Below are 17,410 nucleotides of genomic sequence, written 5' to 3'. Positions count from 1 at the left end.
TCGTTGCCGAACGCGGCCGTCTCCGAGGTGAACCGGTCACCCGTGAGCTGCATCCCGTCACCCGAGTCACCCGCGAACCGGATGATCACCCGGTCGAGTCGGTGCACCGGCTTGGTCGCTGTCCGCTCCCCGGGGGAGAGCACCTGGTCTTCGGCAGGCATGTGGCCTGAACTCCCGTCAGTCCTCGAAACGGTGGGGCCGCGGCGGCCGGCTCCCGGTGGCCGCGGGCCGCCCGCCGTCGCGGATGGAGGACGGTGGGCGGCGGGAAGGGGCTAGGGGGTCACTCGGCGACGTAGGTGGATCCGGACCACTCGAAGACCGTCAGGACGGCCGTGTCGGCGTGCACGGTCTCGGTGGACCGGCGGAAGTGCTCGTAGCGGTTCCCGTACGGGACCTTGAGCACGGACTGCGGGTCCTCGACGAAGCAGAGGCGACGGTGGTCCGGAAAGCTTTCCGGTCCGCCCCGGAGAATCGCGTTCGCCTGGTTTGCTGCAGACATGAATCGCTCCTTTCTGCACCGCGATCAGGAATATCGGGCCGCGTGCGGCTTTTCCGATCCGATATTGGACAGGAATATGCCCGGCCCACTGGAAATTAGCAGCCGGATGGTGCGCCGGACAGCCCCCTAGTGAACCCCTAGTCGGGTTCGCGCCCGCGCTGCCGGGGCGGGGAAACGGATTGCGGGATAGGGGTGCCGGACGTGTTTGCGGCGGGTTTCCGTTCGTACTCCGGCGTCCTCCCCGGGTGGGCGGGTGAGGGGGCCCGCCGCCCCCGGCCGGCCGCCGTCCCCCGGAGCGGGCCGGCGACCCCTAGTCCGCTAAGTGGACCGGCCCCGAAAGTCCTTCGGCCGGGACGGGGGCGCGGCCGGGGCGGGGGCGCCCGGGGGCGCCGGGGGTGGCTCCGGGCGCGCGGCGCCCGCCGGGAGGCGCCCCGGCGGGCGGGCCGGGGTGCGTCCGGGCGGGGCGAAATGCGCAGGCCGGCGGGTGTTCCGGAAGTGTGTGCCGACCGCGCTCCGGACGCTGCAACCAGGGGCTGAAACAAAGCCGGCTCCAGTACAATCCAGAAGCATGAGCGATCCACTTGAAGCTGACATGTTCTCCTCCTGCGAGGCGCCCGTTCTGCCGATGCGCATGAACAACAAGTGGGGCCCGAAGATCATCTCCTGCCTGAAGACCGGGAAGCGGCGCTTCTCGGAACTCCAGGTTCCGCTCCAGGGCATCACGCCCAAGGTCCTCTCCGAATCGCTGCGCGCCATGGAACGGGACGGGCTCATCACCCGCACCTCCTACCCGGGAGTGCCGCCCCGGGTCGAATACGAGCTGACCGACCTCGGGCGCTCGATGCTGAACCCGATGGAGGCCTGGTGCACCTGGGCCGATCAGCACCTGTCCGAACTCATGGACGCCCGCGAGACCTACGACAGCGCTTCCGCCTCCTGAGCCCTGCCCGGGGCCTCCGCCGCGTGGGGGCGGGTTCCGGGCAGTGGCGGGGGTAAGCCTTCCGTACGCCTCCGTGGCACGGGTTTTCCGAAGGCCGCCTTTCTACCGTTGCGGTAACTGAGGGGTCGGCGGATAGCTTTGCGGAGCAGGCCGGGGGAGAACCGGCGAAGTGCCAACGGAGGGAAGCAGTTCCATGAGCAAGATCGTTGTGTTCGGTGCGGGTGGCAACGCCGGTCGTCGTGCGGTCACCGAGGCCGTGTCCCGTGGCCACGAGGTGACCGCCGTGGTGCGGGACGCGGCGAAGTACCAGGAGCTGGAGCGCGAGGGCGTGACCCTGGTCGAGGGTGACGTCACCAAGGCGGAGAGCGTCGCGGCCGTCGCCGCCGGCCACGACGCCGTGATCTCCACCGTCTTCCGGGCCGACGTCGCCCCCGCCGACTTCTACGCCGAGGTCTCCAAGGCCCTGGTCGAGGGCCTGGCCGAGGCCGGCGTCAGCCGCCTCGTCGCCGTCGGCGTGGGCACCGCCCTGGAGGTGGCCCCGGGCGTGGCCGTGCACGACTCGCCCGAATTCCCGGAGGAGTACCGCCAGTTCTCGATCGGCCACTCGGTGGAGAACGCCGTCTACCGCGCCAGCGAGCTGGACTGGGTCGTCGTGACCCCGCCGCCGGCCGTCCTGGACGCCGACGCCGAGCGCACCGGCAAGTACCGCGTCGGCGGCCCGAGCGTGCTGCCGACCGAGGAGAACGCCCCGGCCTTCTCCTACGCCGACCTGGCCGTCGCGCTGGTCGACGAGGCCACCCAGGCCGACCACCACCGCGAGGTCATCGCCGTCGCCTGACGCCGACCGGCCCGAACCCCGCCTGCAGCCCGTGACCTCGAAGGTCGCGGGCCGCAGGCGTTTCCGGCCACCACCGCCGGCCCGGCCGCGGCTGCCCTGATCGCCCTGGCCCGCCCGGTTGCGCTGGCTGTACGGCTGCCGCGACTGCCCTGGTCGGCCCGGCTGCGCGGTGCCCCGGCCGGTCCGGTCGCGGTGGCTGCACTAGCCAGCCGGGCTGCGCGGCCGCCAAGGATGACGGAAGTTCAGGCGGCTTGCCCAGGACGCGCGGTGGGGGCTCAGGAGGATGTCCGGGTGCTCGGTGAAGTGGCGCTGACGGCCTGTCGGGTCAGGGCCGTACGGGCCCGCCGTGGGCTTGCGGGCGGGCTTCCGGCAGCGCGTTCGGCGGGGCGCCCGGGAGCGGGCGGTCCGGGCTCCCGCGCAGCTCCGCGGGCTCTCCGGAAGCCCCGTGCGCCCGGTGCGACGACGACAGCGGTCACGCACGCCGAGGGGGCGCACCGGCCGGAACCGGTGCACCCCCTTCGGTGTGCGTGACCGCTGTCGGGTCGTGCTGCCCGGGGTTCCGGGCGGCCGTTCTCAGGACGGGTCCTGCCGCAGGTTGACCCGGATCGCGTACGCGGCCAGTGCCGCGCCGGCGACCGCGATCACCGCGCTCCACGAGGAGGACACGGTGAACCCGTGCACCGCGGCGCGGAGGTGGGCGTCGGGCCCGTCCGGGTGGGCCGCCGCGTAGGCGGTGGCCGCGCTGATGGAGACGGTGTTGAGCAGGGCCGCCCCGATCGACGCGCCGACCTGCTGGGAGGTGCTGACCAGCGAGGAGACCGCGCCGGAGTCCCGGGGGTCGGTCACCGTCACCACGGTGGTGATGGCGGGGACGGTGATGGTGCCGACGCCGACGCCGAACAGCACCAGGGCCGGCATGATGTCGGTCAGGTAGTCGGAGTCGGGGGTGAGTCGCCGCAGCAGCAGCAGGGCGCAGGCGAAGACGACCAGTCCGGCGGCGATCATCGGCCCGGGGCGCAGCACCCGCACCAGCCGCCGGGCGACCTGGGTGGAGTACACCACCGCGACGCCGACGTAGGCCATGAACGCCAGGCCCGCCCGCAGCGGCGAGTAGTGCATGACGTCCTGGAGCTGGTACGTCATGCCGAGCAGCATGCCGTAGGTGCAGAAGGCCGACACCACGAAGGCGACGAAGCCGGCCGCGCTGTTGCGGTTGGTGAGCACCCGCAGCGGCAGCAGCGGGCTCTCGGAGCGGCGTTGGGCCAGGACGAACAGGACGAACAGCAGCAGCGAGAGCGCCAGCGCCCCGATGATCAGCGGGGACTTCCAGCCGCGGCCGGCCGCCTCGCCGAGGGCGTAGGTGAGCGCGACCATGCCGAACGAGCTGTACAGCGCGCCCTGGACGTCGAGCCGGACCCCGGTCTGGGGGGCCGGGTTGGGGAGCAGCCGGTTGCCGCCGAGGACGACCGCGATCGCGATCGGCACGTTCACCAGCAGGCACCAGCGCCACCCGAAGTAGGTGGTCAGGACGCCGCCGAGGACGAGGCCGAGGGCGCCGCCGGACATCATGGCGGCGGTGTAGATGCTCAGCACCCGGGCCCGTTCCCTGGCCTCGGTGAAGGTCGCGGTGAGCAGGGCCAGGGTGCTCGGCGCGATCAGCGCGGCGAACGCGCCCTGGAGGGCGCGGGCCGCGATGAGCATCGCCGAGTCGACGGCCGCGCCGCCGAGCGCGGAGGCGAGCGCGAAGCCGACGACCCCGATGAGCAGGGCGCGCTTGCGGCCGATCAGGTCGCCGATCCGGCCGCCGAGCAGCAGCAGTCCGCCGAAGGCCAGGGTGTAGGCGGTGAGCGCCCACTGGCGGCCGCTGTCGGTGAGTCCGACGGACTGCTGCACCCAGGGCAGGGCCACCGAGACGATGGTCGAGTCCAGGGTGATCATCAGCTGGGCGGCCGAGATGAGGATCAGGATGAGCAGCTTCCCGGAGGACAGGGCGCCGCCGGCCGGGGCCTCCTCGGGGACCGCGGCCTGCGCCTCCTCCGCCCGGCTCACGGTGCGATACCGACGAGGTCGCGGTGGTGCTTGGGCTCCACGGCCTCGTCGACGAGGGCGACGGCCAGGTCGGTGAAGGTGAACAGCGGACCCTTGTTGTTGTACGGGAAGGTCCACTCCGGGCCGTTGCCGTTGTCGTACGGGACCAGCCGGTGCCCGGTGGTCTGGTACTTCCCGGTGCGCGGGGAGACGTTGTCCAGCGGGCTGGGCGGGGCGGCGAGGACGACCCAGTCGATCGGGGTCTCGGCGGCGCGGAGGATCTCCAGCTCCAGCACCCGGCCCTCGTTGAAGGGCAGGTAGCCGGGCGGGAACTCCGGCTGGTCCATGAACCGGACGCCGGGGGAGCTCTCCAACAGGGTGCCGATGCCCAGGACGACCAGGCGGTGCACGCCGGCCCGCCGCAGCCCGTCCAGCATGGCGTGGGCGATCTCGCTGTAGTACTTGTCCGCGGGGACGTCCGGCGTGTACAGCGTGACGATCGCGGCGTCGTGCCCGGCGGCGGTGGCGGCGATGTCGTCGGCGGAGGTGACCTCCGCGACGGAGAGCTGTACCGAGGGGCCGGCCAGGTCCGCGTGCTTGGCGGTGTTACGGACCGAGGCGGTGACGTCGTGGCCGCGGAAGACGGCCTCCTGGACGACCCGGCGACCGGCCCGGCCGCCCGCTCCGAAAACGATGATCTTGCTCAAGGAAACCCCCTGATAGGAAGTCAGGATCCGCCGTCCGTACGGCTGTCGCGGATTACGCTAACCAGGGGGTCCCGGGTTTCCGCAACGATAGTGAACGGCGGATCCCGAAACTCATTCGAGTCGTTGGCGAATGCCGGTCGCGGCCGAGGTCTCGATCGCGTCGATGATCCGGTGGACCTCGGTGCCCTCGGCGAAACTCGGTGCGAAGGGCGCACCGGTGCGCAGTGATTCGGCGAGGTCGGAATAGACCTGGTGGACGTTGGAGACCGCGACCGACACGTCGGGCAGGACCTGCCGGTAGCGGTCGGGCAGCGGGACGGGGCGCGGCTCGGAGCCCGGCCCCTGGCTGCCGAACAGGGTGAACTGCGGGCCGATCAGCGAGTCGTCCGAGGAGACCAGGAACAGCCGTCCGGCGGTCCCGTGGACCTCCAGGCGGTAGCCGTCGCCCTGCGGGCTGCCGGTGACGATCTGGACGGTGCCCACCGCCCCGGACTCCAGCGTGCCGGTGACCGAGACCTGGTCGGGCGTGCCGATCGGCAGGCGCTCGCCGGTCTCCAGCAGCAGGGCCTCGGGCAGCCGGGTGGCCAGCGTGGCGGACAGTTCGGTGAACTCGCCGACCACCCGCCGGAAGATGTCCAGCACGTGGCCGCCGATGATGTACAGCCGGCTGACCGCCTTGGTGCCGATCAGCGGCCGGTGCCGGGCGGGCCAGGTCGGCGGGGTGGACATCGTCCAGGTCAGCGAGGCGGTCAGCGGGGTGCCGACCCAGCCCTCGGCGACCAGGTCGCGCAGGTGCCGCAGCGCCGGGTGGTGACGGGTCTGCAGGCCGCTGACGTGCGCGACCCCGGCCGCGTCGGCGGCGTCCCGGAACCCGGCGGCCTGGGTGCCGTCGTAGGCCAGCGGCCACTCGCAGTACACGTGCTTGCCGGCCTCGATCGCGGCGGCCACCAGGCCGTCCCGCCTGGTCAGCGGGACGGCGATGGTGACCAGGTCGACCTCGGGGTCCTCCAGCAGCCGCAGCGGGTCGTCGTAGGCGCTCTCCGCACCCCAGAGCGAGGCCGCCGCGGCCGCCTTCGCCGGGTCGCTGGCGGCGACCGCCGCCACCCGGTAGTGCGGCGAGGCGCCGAGCGCCGGGAGGTGCACCCAGCGGGCGAAGCCGCGTTCCGCGCTGGCGCCGATGACGCCGACCTTGATCACGTCAGACATGGGACCGTTCCTCGTTCTCTCCGACCGGAACCGGTCGGGGTCACTCTCCCCAGACCACGGGGAGCTGGAGCGGGCCGCGCAGGATCGAGCCGGCCCGCCAGGGGATCTCCTCGGCCGGCACCGCGAGTCGCAGACCGGGCAGACGGGTCGTCAGGGCCTTTACCACGACCTGGAGTTCCATCCGGGCGAGCTGGGCGCCGAGGCAGTGGTGGATACCGTAGCTGAAGGCGAGGTGCGCCTCGCCGTCCCGCCCGAAGTCGATCCGGTCGGGGTCCGGGTACACCGAGGCGTCGTGGTTGGCGGCCATCATCGAGGGCAGCGCGGCCTCCCCGGCGCGGACCAGGGTGCCGCCCAGTTCGAGGTCCTCGGTGGCGACCCGCGGGTAGAAGGCGGCCGAGGTCAGCGGGATCTGCCGGAGCAGCTCCTCCACCGCGCCGGTGACCGACTCCGGGTCGGCGCGCAGCTGTTCGACCAGGTCGGGGCGGGTCAGCAGGGTGTGCGCGAAGTTGCCGATCTGGTACGCGGTGATCTCGTACCCGGCCAGCAGCACCGACCAGGCGAGCGAGATCATCTCGTCCTCGGTGAGCCGGTCCTCGGTGTCCCGGGCCTCGATCAGGACGGTCAGCAGGTCCTCGGCGGGCTCGCGCCGGCGGTCCGCGATCAGGTCGGCGAGGTACGCCCGCAGCTCCTCGTTGGCCTTCTGCAGGTCCTCCCCGGGGACGCCGGCCGAGGCGGTGGAGGCCAGCGCCACGCTCCACTCGTGGAAGCGCTCGCGGTCGCCGTAGGGCACCCCGAGCAGCTCGCACACCACCAGCAGCGGCACGGCCAGCGCGAACGAGGACATCAGGTCGGCCGGGCCGCCGTCCTTCTCCAGCTGGGTGATCAGCTCCTCGACCACCTGCTCGGTGTGCGGCCGCAGGCCCTCGATCCGGCGGGCCGAGAACGCGCGGGCGACCACCCGGCGCAGCCGGGTGTGCCGGGGCGGGTCCATCGTGGTGACGGCGTCCGAGCGGTGCACGTACGGCATCACCCGGGGCTCGTCCTCGCCGACCGCCTTCTCCCGGCTGAACCGCGGGTCGCCCAGCATCGACTTGACGTCCGCGTACCGGGTGACCAGCCAGGCGGGCTTCCCGTACGGCAACTGGACCCGGGTCAGGCCCTCCCGCTCCTGGGCCTCGGCGTACGCCGGGTGCACGGCGAGCCGCTCGGCCTCGCCGAACGGGTACGCCGTCGGCTCGGTGACATCGGTCATCTTGCTGCTCCTACTTCCTTCTCGGTCGAACGCTGCTGGGGTGGTGGGGCCGGTGGTGCCGTTCCCGGGGCGGGCCGTTCCTGGGCGGCCGTTCCCGGGGCCGGCTCACTCCTCGGGGGCGAGCACCTCGCCGGTGGCGGCGTCGCGGACGAGGATCGCCTCGGCCGGGCAGGACTCGGCGGCGTCCAGCACGTTCTCGTCGGCGGGGAAGGGCAGGTCGCTGGTGGTGGCGGCGCGGCCGCCGTCCAGCAGGAAGCGGTCGGGGGAGGAGGCGGTGCACATCCCGGACCCGATGCACGCCCGGCGGTCGATCTCGACCCGGTACTCCACGGCGCTCACCAGGCCACCAGCATGCTGCTCGGGCCGCGCAGGATGGAGCCCTCGCGCCACGGTATCGAGTCGGCGTCGGCCAGCCGCAGCTCCGGGAAGCGGCGCAGCAGGGTGCCCAGCGCGACCTGGAGCTCCATCCGGGCCAGCGGCGCGCCCAGGCAGTGGTGGATGCCGTAGCTGAAGGTCAGGTGCGAGTTCTCGGTGCGGTCGAAGTCCAGCCGGTCCGCGCCGGGGAACACCGACTCGTCGCGGTTGGCCGACAGGGTGGAGGGCAGCACGGTCTCGCCGGCCCGCACCAGGGTGCCGCCGAGCTCGATGTCGACCAGCGCCTTGCGCGGGAAGAACGAGCCGGTGGTCAGCGGGACGTGCCGCAGCAGCTCCTCGACGGCCCGGCCGAGCAGTTCGGGCTCCTCGCGCAGCCGGGTGCCGGCCTCGGGCTCGGTGAGCAGCAGGTAGGCGGCGTTCACCATCATGTTGGTGGTGATCTCGAAGCCGGCCAGCAGCACCGACCAGGCCAGGCCGACGATCTCGGTGTCGGTCAGCGGGTTCTCGTCGGTGCGCTGCGACTCCAGCAGCACGGTCAGCAGGTCCTCGCCCGGCTCGGTGCGCTTGGTCTCCACCAACTCGGCCAGGTAGGCGCGCAGTTCGGCGTCGGCCCGGGCGATGTCGTCCTTGGTGTACTCGGAGGAGCGGGTGGAGGCGAGGATCTCGCTCCAGTGGTGGAACTTGTGCCGGTCCTCGTACGGGCCGCCGAGCAGCTCGCAGATCACCATCATCGGGACGGCCACCGCGAAGGACCGGATCAGGTCCGCCGGGCCGCCCCCCTTCTCCATGTCGTCCAGCAGCCCGTCGACGATCTGCTGGGTGCGCGGGCGCAGCAGCTCGATCCGCCGCATGGTGAACGCCTTGGCCACGGCCTTGCGCAGCCGGGTGTGCCCGGGCGGGTCCATGGTCAGGATCGAGTCGGGGCGGTGCGAGAACGACAGGATCCGCGGCTCGTCCTCGCCGAGGGCCTGCTCGCGGCTGAACCGCGGGTCGCCCAGCACGACCTTCACGTCCGCGTACCGGGTGGCCAGCCAGGTCGGCTTGCCGTAAGGGAGTTGGACCCGGACCAGGCCGTCCTGCTCGCGCAGCCGCTGGTACGTCGGGTCGACGACGAGGCGGTCGGGGGCGCTGAACGGGTAGCCGACCGGCTCCGGCAGTTCGCGCTCGACGCTCAGCTCGCTGAGATCGCTCATGGAAGTAAGGGGTCCTTAGGCTCGGCGGGATGGTCCTCTTAAGGGGGGTGGCGGCGGCCCCGGGGGAGGGGCCGCCGCCGGCAGGTGGGCACGGATCAGCTCTTCGCGAAGACGTCCTTGACCGCGATCTTGCCGTCGCGGAGCACGAAGACGTCCACGAAGCGGCGGATCTCGGCGCCGTCGGCGTCGTTCACGGTCGCGCCCACGTACACCCGGTCGCCCTCCCCGACGAACGGGGTGTAGTTGACCGTGATGCCCTTGCTGGTGAAGTCGTGCAGCAGCTCGATCTGCTGCTTCAGGTAGGGCTCGATGTCGGCCCCGGCGTACGGCTTGCCGTCCGGGTCGATCCAGACGCCGTCCTCGGTGAAGGTGTCGAGGGCGGTCTCGATCTCGCTGTTCTCACTGGCGCGGAAGAACAGTGCCACGACATCGATGTTCTTGGAAGTGGTCTCAGACATTTCTCTCCTCGGGCGTGTCGACCGCTAAGGGGTCGGTAGGGGTGGGTAGGGGGTGGTACGAACGGAGCGTCAGGACAGCCGCACGGGCAGGGTGTCCAGCCCCCGGAACTGGGCGCTGTACTTCCAGCGCAGGTCCCCGGCCGGCACGGCGAGCTCCCACTGCGGGAAGCGCTCGACCAGGCGGCTGAAGACGATCTCGCCCTCCATCCGGGCCAGCGGGGCCCCGATGCAGTGGTGGATGCCGTGGCCGAAGGACAGGTGCCCCTGGTCCGGCCGGGCGATGTCGAAGCGGGCCGGCTCGTCGAAGCGCTCCGGGTCCCGGTTGGCGGACAGCAGGGCGATGAAGACGATCTCGCCCGCCGGGATGGTCACGTCGCCGATCTCGACCGGCTCGGCCGCGTACCGGATCGTCGCCATGTTCAGCGGGCTCTCCAGCCGCAGGAACTCCTCGACGGCGGCGGGCGCCAGCGAGGTGTCCTTGCGCAGCAGCTCCAGCTGGTCGGGGTTCTCCAGCAGGGCGAGCACCCCGCTGGAGATCATGTGCGCGGTGGTCTCGTAGCCCGCGTTCATCATCAGGAAGGTGGTGGCCAGCAGCTCGGGGTCGTCCAGCCGGCTGCCGTCCTCCTCCTGGGCCTGGATCAGCGCGGAGATCATGTCGTCGCCGGGCTCGCGCCGCTTCTCCGCGATCAGCTCGCTGATGTAGGCGAACGCCAACCCGTGCGCCTCGCGCTTCTGCTCGGCGGTGGTGTCCAGGCTCGCCAGGACGCCGTTCCAGTCCCGGAAGTCGTCGCGGCGCTCCGGCGGGACGCCCAGCAGCTTGCCGATCACGAAGATCGGCAGCGCCATCCCGATCCGCTCGACCAGGTCGAACGGCTCGCCCGGGGTGATCTCGTCGATCAGCTGGTCGGTCAGCTCCTCGATCCACGGCCGCAGCCGCTGCACCCGGCGCATGGTGAACACGTTGCCCAGCAGCCGGCGCAGCCGGGTGTGGTCCGGCGGGTCGCTGAACAGCATGGTGCGGGGCGTCCGGGCGATGGTGTCCTCCGGGTTGACCGCGTTGGCCGCCATCACCTCCAGCAGCCGGTCGATGTCCTTGGACAGCCGGGCGTCGGCCAGCAGCGCCCGGGCGTGGGCGTAGTCGGTGACCACCCAGGCGTGCAGTTCGGTGGCGAGCGTCTTGACGATGTGCTTGCCGACCCGGCCGCGCTCGCGCAGCGTGGTGTACTGCGGGTGCGGGTCCTGGGCGAATCCCCAGCTGATCAGGTCGATCTCGGCGGAGGCGTCGGTCACGGTTCGCTTTTCCTTCCGGGCTCTGCGGGTGGGTTCCGGGCGGGTCCCGGACTCAGGGGCGGGCGCGCAGCCACTGCTCGACGGCCTCCGCCGTCTGCGGCGCGAACTCCTCGATCATGGACAGGTGGGTGCCGGGCACCGGGACCGCCGTGTGCGGGGCGGGCCAGGACGGCGCACGGCCGTCCGCGGTGGCGGCGGTGACGAGCAGCACGGGCGCGGCGAGCGGCCGCGGCCGCCAGCCGGCGAACAGCCGCAGGTAACGGCCCATCGCGGCGAGCTTGTCGTCGTCGACGAGCTCCAGCAGTTCGGTACGGGTGGCCAGGCTCCGGTACAGGTCGGCCTGCAGGTCGGCCATCCCCGGGTCGCCCGGCAGGTAGCTGTCCAGCAGCACCACGGCGCTCGGCGGCGTGCCCTCCGCCTCCAGCGCGGCGGCCGTCTCGTGCGCCAGCCAGCCGCCCGACGAGTAGCCGAGCAGCGCGTACGGCGCGCCGCCGGCGGCCCGCCGGACCGCCTCGACGTGCGGTTCGACCGCCTCCGCCAGCGTCCCGGGCAGCCACTGCCCCGGCCCGTACCCGGGCGGGGTCAGCCCCAGCGCCGTCCGCACGTCCCGGAACGAACGGGACAGGTGCGAGAACTGCACCGGCGTGGCCGGGGCCACCAGCGACGGCAGGCAGATCAGCGCCGGCCCGGCCGGACCGGTGGTGAACGGCACCTCGGCCGGCACCGGCCGCTGCGCGACCCGTGCCGGGGCGCGCAGCCCGGCGGCCGCGGCCAGCAGGTCGACGCCCTCCTCCACCCGCCCGTCCAGGCAGGCCCGCTGGAACAGCGCCAGCAGCGGCCCGCCGGGGGCCGGAACCTCCGCCGGAGCGCCCCCGTCCCCCGCCGCCGAGGGCAGCAGGGACAGCGCGTGCCGGGTCAGCGACTCCAGCGTCGGATGGTCGAACACGTCGGTGGCGGCCAACACGATACCGGTCGACTCCCTTACTCCGGACCGCAGTTCGGCGGCGGTCAGCGAGGTCAGCCCGAGTTCGGTGAACGCCCGGTCGGGATCCAGCGCGCCCGCGTCGCGGCCCAGCACGGCCGCGAGCTGCTGCCGGACGGCCGCCGCCACCCGCTCCGCCCGGTCGGCGCCCGACAGCACCGGGACGTCCGGGACGGCCGTCGCGGTCGGGACGACCGGGGAGGCGGGGGAGGCGGGGAGGCCCTCGGCGGCGGTCGGCGCCGGCGCGTCGACCCAGTAGCGCTCCCGCTGGAACGCGTAGGTCGGCAGGTCGGCCCCGGCCGTGCCCGCGGCGGGCAGCACGGCCGACCAGTCGACCGGCAGACCGGCCGTCCACAGCCGGCCGAGCGCACCCAGGAACGCGCTCGTCCCGTCCCGGTCGGCGCGCTGGGCGGCCACCGCCCGGACGTCCTCGCCGACCAGCTGGGAGACCAGACCCGTCAGCACGGCGTCGGGGCCGAGCTCCAGGACCACCGCCGGTCCGCGCTCCGCGAGGGCGCGGACACCGTCGGCGAACAGGACGGGCTTGCGGACGTGCTCGACCCAGTAGCCGGGAGTGCGGATCTCCGGACCGGCCAGGAAACCGGTGACCAGGGAGACCAGCGGGATGGTCGGCTCGTGGAACTCGACACCGATCAGGGCCCGGGCGAACTCCTCCAGCATAGGCTCCATCAGCGGCGAGTGGAAGGCATGACTGACGGTCAACTGCTTCACGCGGCGCCCGCGTTCGCGCATCACCGCCACCACCCGCGCGACCACCTCCGCCGCACCGGAGACGACCACCGCGGTCGGACCGTTGACCGCCGCGACCGAGACCAGCGACGGGTCGAAGCCGGCCAGCACCTCGGCGGCCTCCTCGGGGGTGGCCTCCACGGCCGCCATCGCCCCGCCCGCGGGCAGCGCGCCCATCAGCCGGCCGCGGGCCGCCACCAGCCGGGCGGCGTCGGGCAGCGACAGGACGCCCGCCACGTGCGCGGCGGAGACCTCGCCCAGCGAGTGCCCCGCCACCACCGACGGCCGCACCCCGAAGGACTCCGCCAGGCGGTACAGCGCCACCTCGACCGCGAACAGGCCGGCCTGCGCCAGCATCGTCCCGTCCAGCCCCCCGCCCTCGAACACCGCCTCGCGCAGCGAGACCCCCAGCAGCGGGTCGAGCGCCGCGCACGCCTCGTCGAAGGCCTTCGCGAACACCGGGAAGGCGGCGTGCAGTTCGGCACCCATCCCGGCCCGCTGCGCCCCCTGGCCGGTGAACACCACGGCGAGCTCGCCGTGCCCCGCCCGGCCCCGCACCACGCCCTGGTGCGGGACGCCCTCGGCCAGCGCGGTCAGCGCGGCGGCCAGCTCCGCCCCGTCACGGCCCAGCACGACCGCGCGCTCCGGGAAGACGGTGCGCGCGGTGGCCAGCGCCCCGGCGGCGGCGCCCGGGTCCGCCGCGCGGGCGGCGAACGCGGCCAGCCGACCGGCCTGGCCGCGCAGCGCCGCCGCGTCCCGGGCCGACACCAGCCACGGCAGGACCGCCGGGTCGGCGGCCTCCCGGGCGGGCTCCTCGACGTCCGGCGCCTGCTCGACGATCACGTGCGCGTTGGTGCCGCTGATCCCGAACGCCGAGACCCCGGCCCGCCGCCGGCGCCCCACCGACCACGGCCGGGCCTCGGTCAGCACCTCGACCGCGCCCGCCTCCCAGTCCACGAACGGGCTCGGCTCGTCCACGTGCAGCGTCGCGGGCAGCAGGCCCGCCCGGATCGCCATCACCGCCTTGATCACCCCGGCCACGCCGGCCGCGGCCTGGGTGTGCCCGATGTTCGACTTCACCGACCCCAGGTACAGCGGCGCGCCCCCGTCCCGGCCCTGCCCGTACGTCGCCAGCAGCGCCTCGGCCTCGATCGGGTCGCCCAGCCTGGTGCCGGTGCCGTGCGCCTCCACCAGGTCGACGTCGGCGGTGGTCAGTCCGGCGTCGGCCAGCGCGGCGCGGATCACCCGCTGCTGGGACGGGCCGTTGGGGGCGGTCAGGCCGTTGCTGGCGCCGTCCTGGTTGACGGCGGTGCCACGGACCACCGCCAGCACCCGGTGCCCCAGGCGCCGGGCGTCCGACAGCCGCTCCAGCACCAGCATGCCCACGCCCTCGCCCCAGCCGGTGCCGTCCGCCCCCGCCGCGAACGCCTTGCAGCGCCCGTCCGGGGCCAGACCGCCCTGCCGGGAGAACTCCACGAACGCCGACGGCGAGGTCATCACGCTGGCCCCGCCGACCAGCGCCAGCGACGACTCCCCGGAGCGCAGCGAACGCACCGCCAGGTGCAGCGCCACCAGCGACGAGGAGCACGCCGTGTCCACGGTCAGCGCCGGACCGACCAGGCCCAGGTGGTAGGAGATCCGGCCGGAGGCGACGCTCGCCGCGTTACCGGTCAGCAGGAAGCCCTCGGACGCCGCCGGGTCACGGGTCATCAGCAGCAGCGGGTAGTCCTGCCCGTTGCCGCCGACGAACACGCCGCCGGCCTCGCCGCGCACCTCGGCCGCGTCGATCCCGGCCCGCTCCAGCGCCTCCCAGGCCACCTCCAGCAGCAGGCGCTGCTGCGGGTCCATCGCCCGGGCCTCGCGCGGCGAGATCCCGAAGAAGTCCGCGTCGAACCGGGCCGCGCCGTGCAGGAAGCTGCCCTCCTTCGCGGTCACCCGGCCGGACGCCCGCGGGTCCGCGTCGTGCAGGTCCTCCGGCCACCCCCGGTCGGTCGGGAAGGCGCCCACCGTGTCCGCGCCCGCCGCCACCAGCTCCCACAGCGCCTCCGGCGTGTCCGCGCCGCCCGGGAACCGGCAGGCCATCCCGACGATCGCGACCGGCTCGCTCGCCGCGTCCACCAGCTGGCGGTTCTGCCGCCGGAGCCGGTCCACCTCCTTCAGCGAGGAACGCAGCGCCTCGACCAGGCTGTCCGTGTTGACGGTCACGATCCGCTTCCCTCCGAGTGGGCCGACAGACCGTCGGCGGCCAGGCGTAGCAGGCTCTCGACATCCATGTCGTCGATCGCCGGGGCCGCGTCCGCGGGCCCCTCCGGGGCGCCGTCCTCGTCGGCGAGGCGCAGCACCATCTCCAGCAGGCCGTTGCGCTTGAGCCGGCTGATCGGCAGCGAGGTGAGGATCCGGCGGACCTCGGCGTCCTCGCCGTCCTCCGCCCCCGCCCCGGCCTCCTCCGGCAGCAGCCGGGACGCCAGCTCCGCCGTGACCTCCGCCGGGGACGGGAAGTCGAAGGCGAAGGTCGGCGGCAGCCGCAGACCGGTCAGCGCGCCCAGCCGGTTGCGCAGCTCGACCGCGGTCAGCGAGTCGAAACCCAGGTCCTTGAACGCGCTGCCCGGATCGATCCGGCCCGCGTCGCCGTACCCCAGCACCCGGGCCACCTCGGCGAGCACCGACTCGCCCAGCACCCGGCCCCGCTCGGCGGCCGGCAGCCGCTCCAGCCGGGCCGCCAGGCTCTCCTCCGCCGCCGGCTCCGACCCGAGCGCCGCCCGGGGACGGGCCGCGTCACCGATCAGACCGTGCAGCAGCGGCGGCGCCGCCGGGCCCAGCACCCGCAGCGCGGCCACGTTCAGCCCCGCCGGCACCGCGTTCGGCACCCCCAGCGCGAGCGCCGCGTCCAGCAGGCGCAGCCCCGCCGCGGACTCCAGCGGCCGCACGCCGCTGCGCGCCATCCGCGACCGGTCCACCTCGTCGAGGTGGCCGGTCATGCCGCTGCTCTCCTCCCACAGGCCCCAGGCCAGCGCCACCGCGGGCAGCCCCAGCTGGTGCCGGTGCCGGGCCAGCGCGTCCAGGAAGGCGTTCGCCGCCGCGTAGTTGCCCTGGCCCGGGCCGCCCATCAGACCCGCGACCGAGGAGTAGAGGACGAACGCCGTCAGGTCCAGCCCGCGGGTCAACTCGTGCAGGTGCCAAGCCGCTTCGGACTTCGGCCGGGCCACCGCCGCCAACTGGTCGGCGGTCAGCGAACCGACCACGCCGTCGTCCAGCACGCCCGCCGTGTGCACGACCCCGCGCAGCGGCCGGTCCGCCGGGACGGCGGCCAGCAGCGCCGCCAACTGCTCGCGGTCACCCGCGTCGCAGGCCGCGACGGTCACCTCCGCGCCGAACTCGGCCAGCTCGGCGACCAGTTCGCGGGCGCCGGGCGCGTCCGGGCCGCTGCGGCTGGTCAGCAGCAGGTGCCGCACGCCGTGCTCGACCACCAGGTGCCGGGCCGCCAGCGCGCCCAGCCGCCCGGTGCCGCCGGTTACCAGCACCGTGCCGGACGGGTTCCAGACCGGAGCGGCGGGCGCACCCGGCTCGGCGGCGCGGGCCAGCCGGGGCAGCAGCACCCGGCCCTCGCGCAGCGCCACCCGCGGCTCGCCGGCGGCCAGCACCGGGGCCAGCCCCGCCGCGTCGAACCCGTCGGCCTCCACCAGCACGATCCGCCCCGGGTTCTCCGCCTGGGCGCTGCGGACCAGGCCCGCCGCCCCCGACAGCGCCAGGTCGGACGTCGAACCGGTCGCCGCCGGAACCACCACCACCAGGCGGGACGACCCCAGCTCCGGCGCCGCCAGGAACCCGCGCAGCAGCTCCAGCGTCCGCCCGGTCGCGACCCGGGCCCCCGACAGCACGTCACCCGCGGGCACCGCCAGCCGCGCCAGCAGCACCTCCGGCAGCACCGCCGGCGCCGCGTCCAGCGCCGCCCGCAGGTCGCCGTCCACCTCCAGGAAGGGGACCGGCGGACCGGCCGGAACCGCCGCCGGAACCCAGTCGAGCCGGTACAGGTCACGGGAACCGCCGTCCCGCTCCACCGCCACCGGGCCGACCCGGCCCAGCTCCACCGCACCGACGCTCAGCACGGCCGTGCCCTCCGGATCGGTGGCCTCGATCGACCACGCCCCCGGCCCGGCCGGCGCCAGCACCGCCCGCAGCCGGGCCGCGCCCGTCGCGTGCACCCGCACGTCCGACCACGCCACCGGGGCGTCCGCCGTCCCCGCCGCCCGGTCGAGCAGCGGGTGCAGCAGGGCGTCCAGCAGCACCGGGTGCAGGGCGAACGATCCGGCGTCCACCGGCAGCGCCGCCTCGACCACGAGCCGGTCACCCGCCCGCCACAGCCTCCGCAGGCCCTGCAACGCCGACCCGTAGCCGTGGCCGGCCGCCGCCAGCCGCTCGTAGAAACCGTCCAGCGGCACCGGCACCGCACCCACCGGGGGCCACGTCCCCGTCGAAGGCGCCGGAACCGCGGCCGCGGCGGCCGAGAGCACCCCCTCGACGTGCGAGGTCCAACCGCCGGACCCCTCCCGGTCGGGCCGCGAGTGCAGGGCGACCGTGCGCCCGCCCTGCGGGTCCGCCGCCCCCACGACCACCCGCAACTGCCGGGCACCCGACTCCGGCACCGGCAGCGGCGCGGGCAGCCGCAGGCTGCTCAGCCCCGCCGCCCCGGCCAGACCGCCCGCCGCGAGCACCAGCTCGACCAGCCCGGCCGCCGGGACCACCGTGCTGCCGTGCAGCGTGTGCTGGGCCGGCCAGGGCAGCGTGTCGAGGGAGAACCGTCCGGTGAGGATGAGTGCGCCGTCGGGGAGTTCGATGGCGGCGCCGAGGAGGGGGTGGGTGGTTTCGCTCTGGCCGATGGTGGTGGGGTTGTG

General features: G+C 74.1%; 13 protein-coding genes. 2 read left to right on the top strand and 11 right to left on the bottom strand.

Annotation, left to right across the window (positions count from 1 at the left end):
- Positions 1-280: 280 nt before the first annotated feature.
- Positions 281-499: a DUF5988 family protein gene (locus ACZ3J7_RS39545; protein ID WP_465628263.1), complete on the bottom strand. Its 219-nt coding sequence runs from the start codon at positions 497-499 to the stop codon at positions 281-283.
- A gap of 568 nt (positions 500-1,067) precedes the next feature.
- Here ACZ3J7_RS39545 and ACZ3J7_RS39540 point away from each other — a divergent pair.
- A complete protein-coding gene (locus tag ACZ3J7_RS39540; RefSeq protein WP_465628261.1) occupies positions 1,068-1,439 on the top strand; it encodes a winged helix-turn-helix transcriptional regulator in 372 nt (123 codons plus the stop codon).
- A 193-nt stretch (positions 1,440-1,632) separates the two neighbouring features.
- Complete coding sequence (locus ACZ3J7_RS39535; RefSeq protein WP_465628259.1) at positions 1,633-2,277, top strand: NAD(P)-dependent oxidoreductase; 645 nt, start codon at positions 1,633-1,635, stop codon at positions 2,275-2,277.
- 573 nt (positions 2,278-2,850) lie between these two features.
- Here ACZ3J7_RS39535 and ACZ3J7_RS39530 read toward each other — a convergent pair.
- From ACZ3J7_RS39530 to ACZ3J7_RS39485, 10 genes are all read right to left on the bottom strand, one after another.
- Complete coding sequence (locus ACZ3J7_RS39530) at positions 2,851-4,326, bottom strand: MFS transporter (RefSeq protein WP_465628257.1); 1,476 nt, start codon at positions 4,324-4,326, stop codon at positions 2,851-2,853.
- On the bottom strand, positions 4,323-5,012 hold the full coding sequence (locus tag ACZ3J7_RS39525) for an NAD(P)-dependent oxidoreductase (RefSeq protein ID WP_465628255.1): 690 nt from the start codon (positions 5,010-5,012) through the stop codon (positions 4,323-4,325). Before ACZ3J7_RS39525 ends, ACZ3J7_RS39530 begins: the two co-directional genes overlap by 4 nt.
- Positions 5,013-5,123: 111 nt before the next feature.
- On the bottom strand, positions 5,124-6,218 hold the full coding sequence (locus ACZ3J7_RS39520) for a Gfo/Idh/MocA family protein (RefSeq protein ID WP_465628253.1): 1,095 nt from the start codon (positions 6,216-6,218) through the stop codon (positions 5,124-5,126).
- A gap of 40 nt (positions 6,219-6,258) precedes the next feature.
- Positions 6,259-7,470 carry a cytochrome P450 gene (locus tag ACZ3J7_RS39515; protein WP_465628251.1) on the bottom strand — a complete coding sequence of 404 codons (1,212 nt, stop codon included), beginning with the start codon at positions 7,468-7,470 and terminating at the stop codon, positions 6,259-6,261.
- 105 nt (positions 7,471-7,575) lie between these two features.
- Complete coding sequence (locus ACZ3J7_RS39510; protein WP_465628249.1) at positions 7,576-7,809, bottom strand: ferredoxin; 234 nt, start codon at positions 7,807-7,809, stop codon at positions 7,576-7,578.
- Positions 7,806-9,038 carry a cytochrome P450 gene (locus ACZ3J7_RS39505; protein WP_465628247.1) on the bottom strand — a complete coding sequence of 411 codons (1,233 nt, stop codon included), beginning with the start codon at positions 9,036-9,038 and terminating at the stop codon, positions 7,806-7,808. Before ACZ3J7_RS39505 ends, ACZ3J7_RS39510 begins: the two co-directional genes overlap by 4 nt.
- A 95-nt stretch (positions 9,039-9,133) precedes the next feature.
- Positions 9,134-9,496, bottom strand: a complete 363-nt coding sequence (locus ACZ3J7_RS39500) for a nuclear transport factor 2 family protein (RefSeq protein ID WP_465628245.1) — start codon at positions 9,494-9,496, stop codon at positions 9,134-9,136.
- Between the two features lie 69 nt (positions 9,497-9,565).
- Positions 9,566-10,786, bottom strand: a complete 1,221-nt coding sequence (locus ACZ3J7_RS39495) for a cytochrome P450 family protein (RefSeq protein ID WP_465628243.1) — start codon at positions 10,784-10,786, stop codon at positions 9,566-9,568.
- 52 nt (positions 10,787-10,838) lie between these two features.
- Entirely contained in the window at positions 10,839-14,723 is a 3,885-nt protein-coding gene (locus tag ACZ3J7_RS39490; RefSeq protein ID WP_465628241.1) for a type I polyketide synthase, read from the bottom strand.
- Positions 14,720-17,410, bottom strand: a 2,691-nt coding sequence (locus ACZ3J7_RS39485; protein ID WP_465628239.1) for a type I polyketide synthase, incomplete at its 5' end; no start/stop codon positions are given. The genes ACZ3J7_RS39485 and ACZ3J7_RS39490, both read right to left, overlap by 4 nt.

The sequence above is a fragment of the Kitasatospora sp. NPDC015121 genome, from assembly GCF_055562955.1.
Note: the sequence above shows the minus strand (reverse complement) of the source record. Positions and strands in the feature narration are given on the sequence as shown.

Excerpts from the sequence above, each read along its gene's own strand:
- ACZ3J7_RS39545 (WP_465628263.1), bottom strand. The coding sequence starts at position 499 with ATGTCTGCAGCAAACCAGGCGAACGCGATTCTCCGGGGCGGACCGGAA.
- ACZ3J7_RS39540 (WP_465628261.1), top strand. The coding sequence starts at position 1,068 with ATGAGCGATCCACTTGAAGCTGACATGTTCTCCTCCTGCGAGGCGCCC.
- ACZ3J7_RS39535 (WP_465628259.1), top strand. The coding sequence starts at position 1,633 with ATGAGCAAGATCGTTGTGTTCGGTGCGGGTGGCAACGCCGGTCGTCGT.
- ACZ3J7_RS39520 (WP_465628253.1), bottom strand. The coding sequence starts at position 6,218 with ATGTCTGACGTGATCAAGGTCGGCGTCATCGGCGCCAGCGCGGAACGC.
- ACZ3J7_RS39515 (WP_465628251.1), bottom strand. The coding sequence starts at position 7,470 with ATGACCGATGTCACCGAGCCGACGGCGTACCCGTTCGGCGAGGCCGAG.
- ACZ3J7_RS39505 (WP_465628247.1), bottom strand. The coding sequence starts at position 9,038 with ATGAGCGATCTCAGCGAGCTGAGCGTCGAGCGCGAACTGCCGGAGCCG.
- ACZ3J7_RS39500 (WP_465628245.1), bottom strand. The coding sequence starts at position 9,496 with ATGTCTGAGACCACTTCCAAGAACATCGATGTCGTGGCACTGTTCTTC.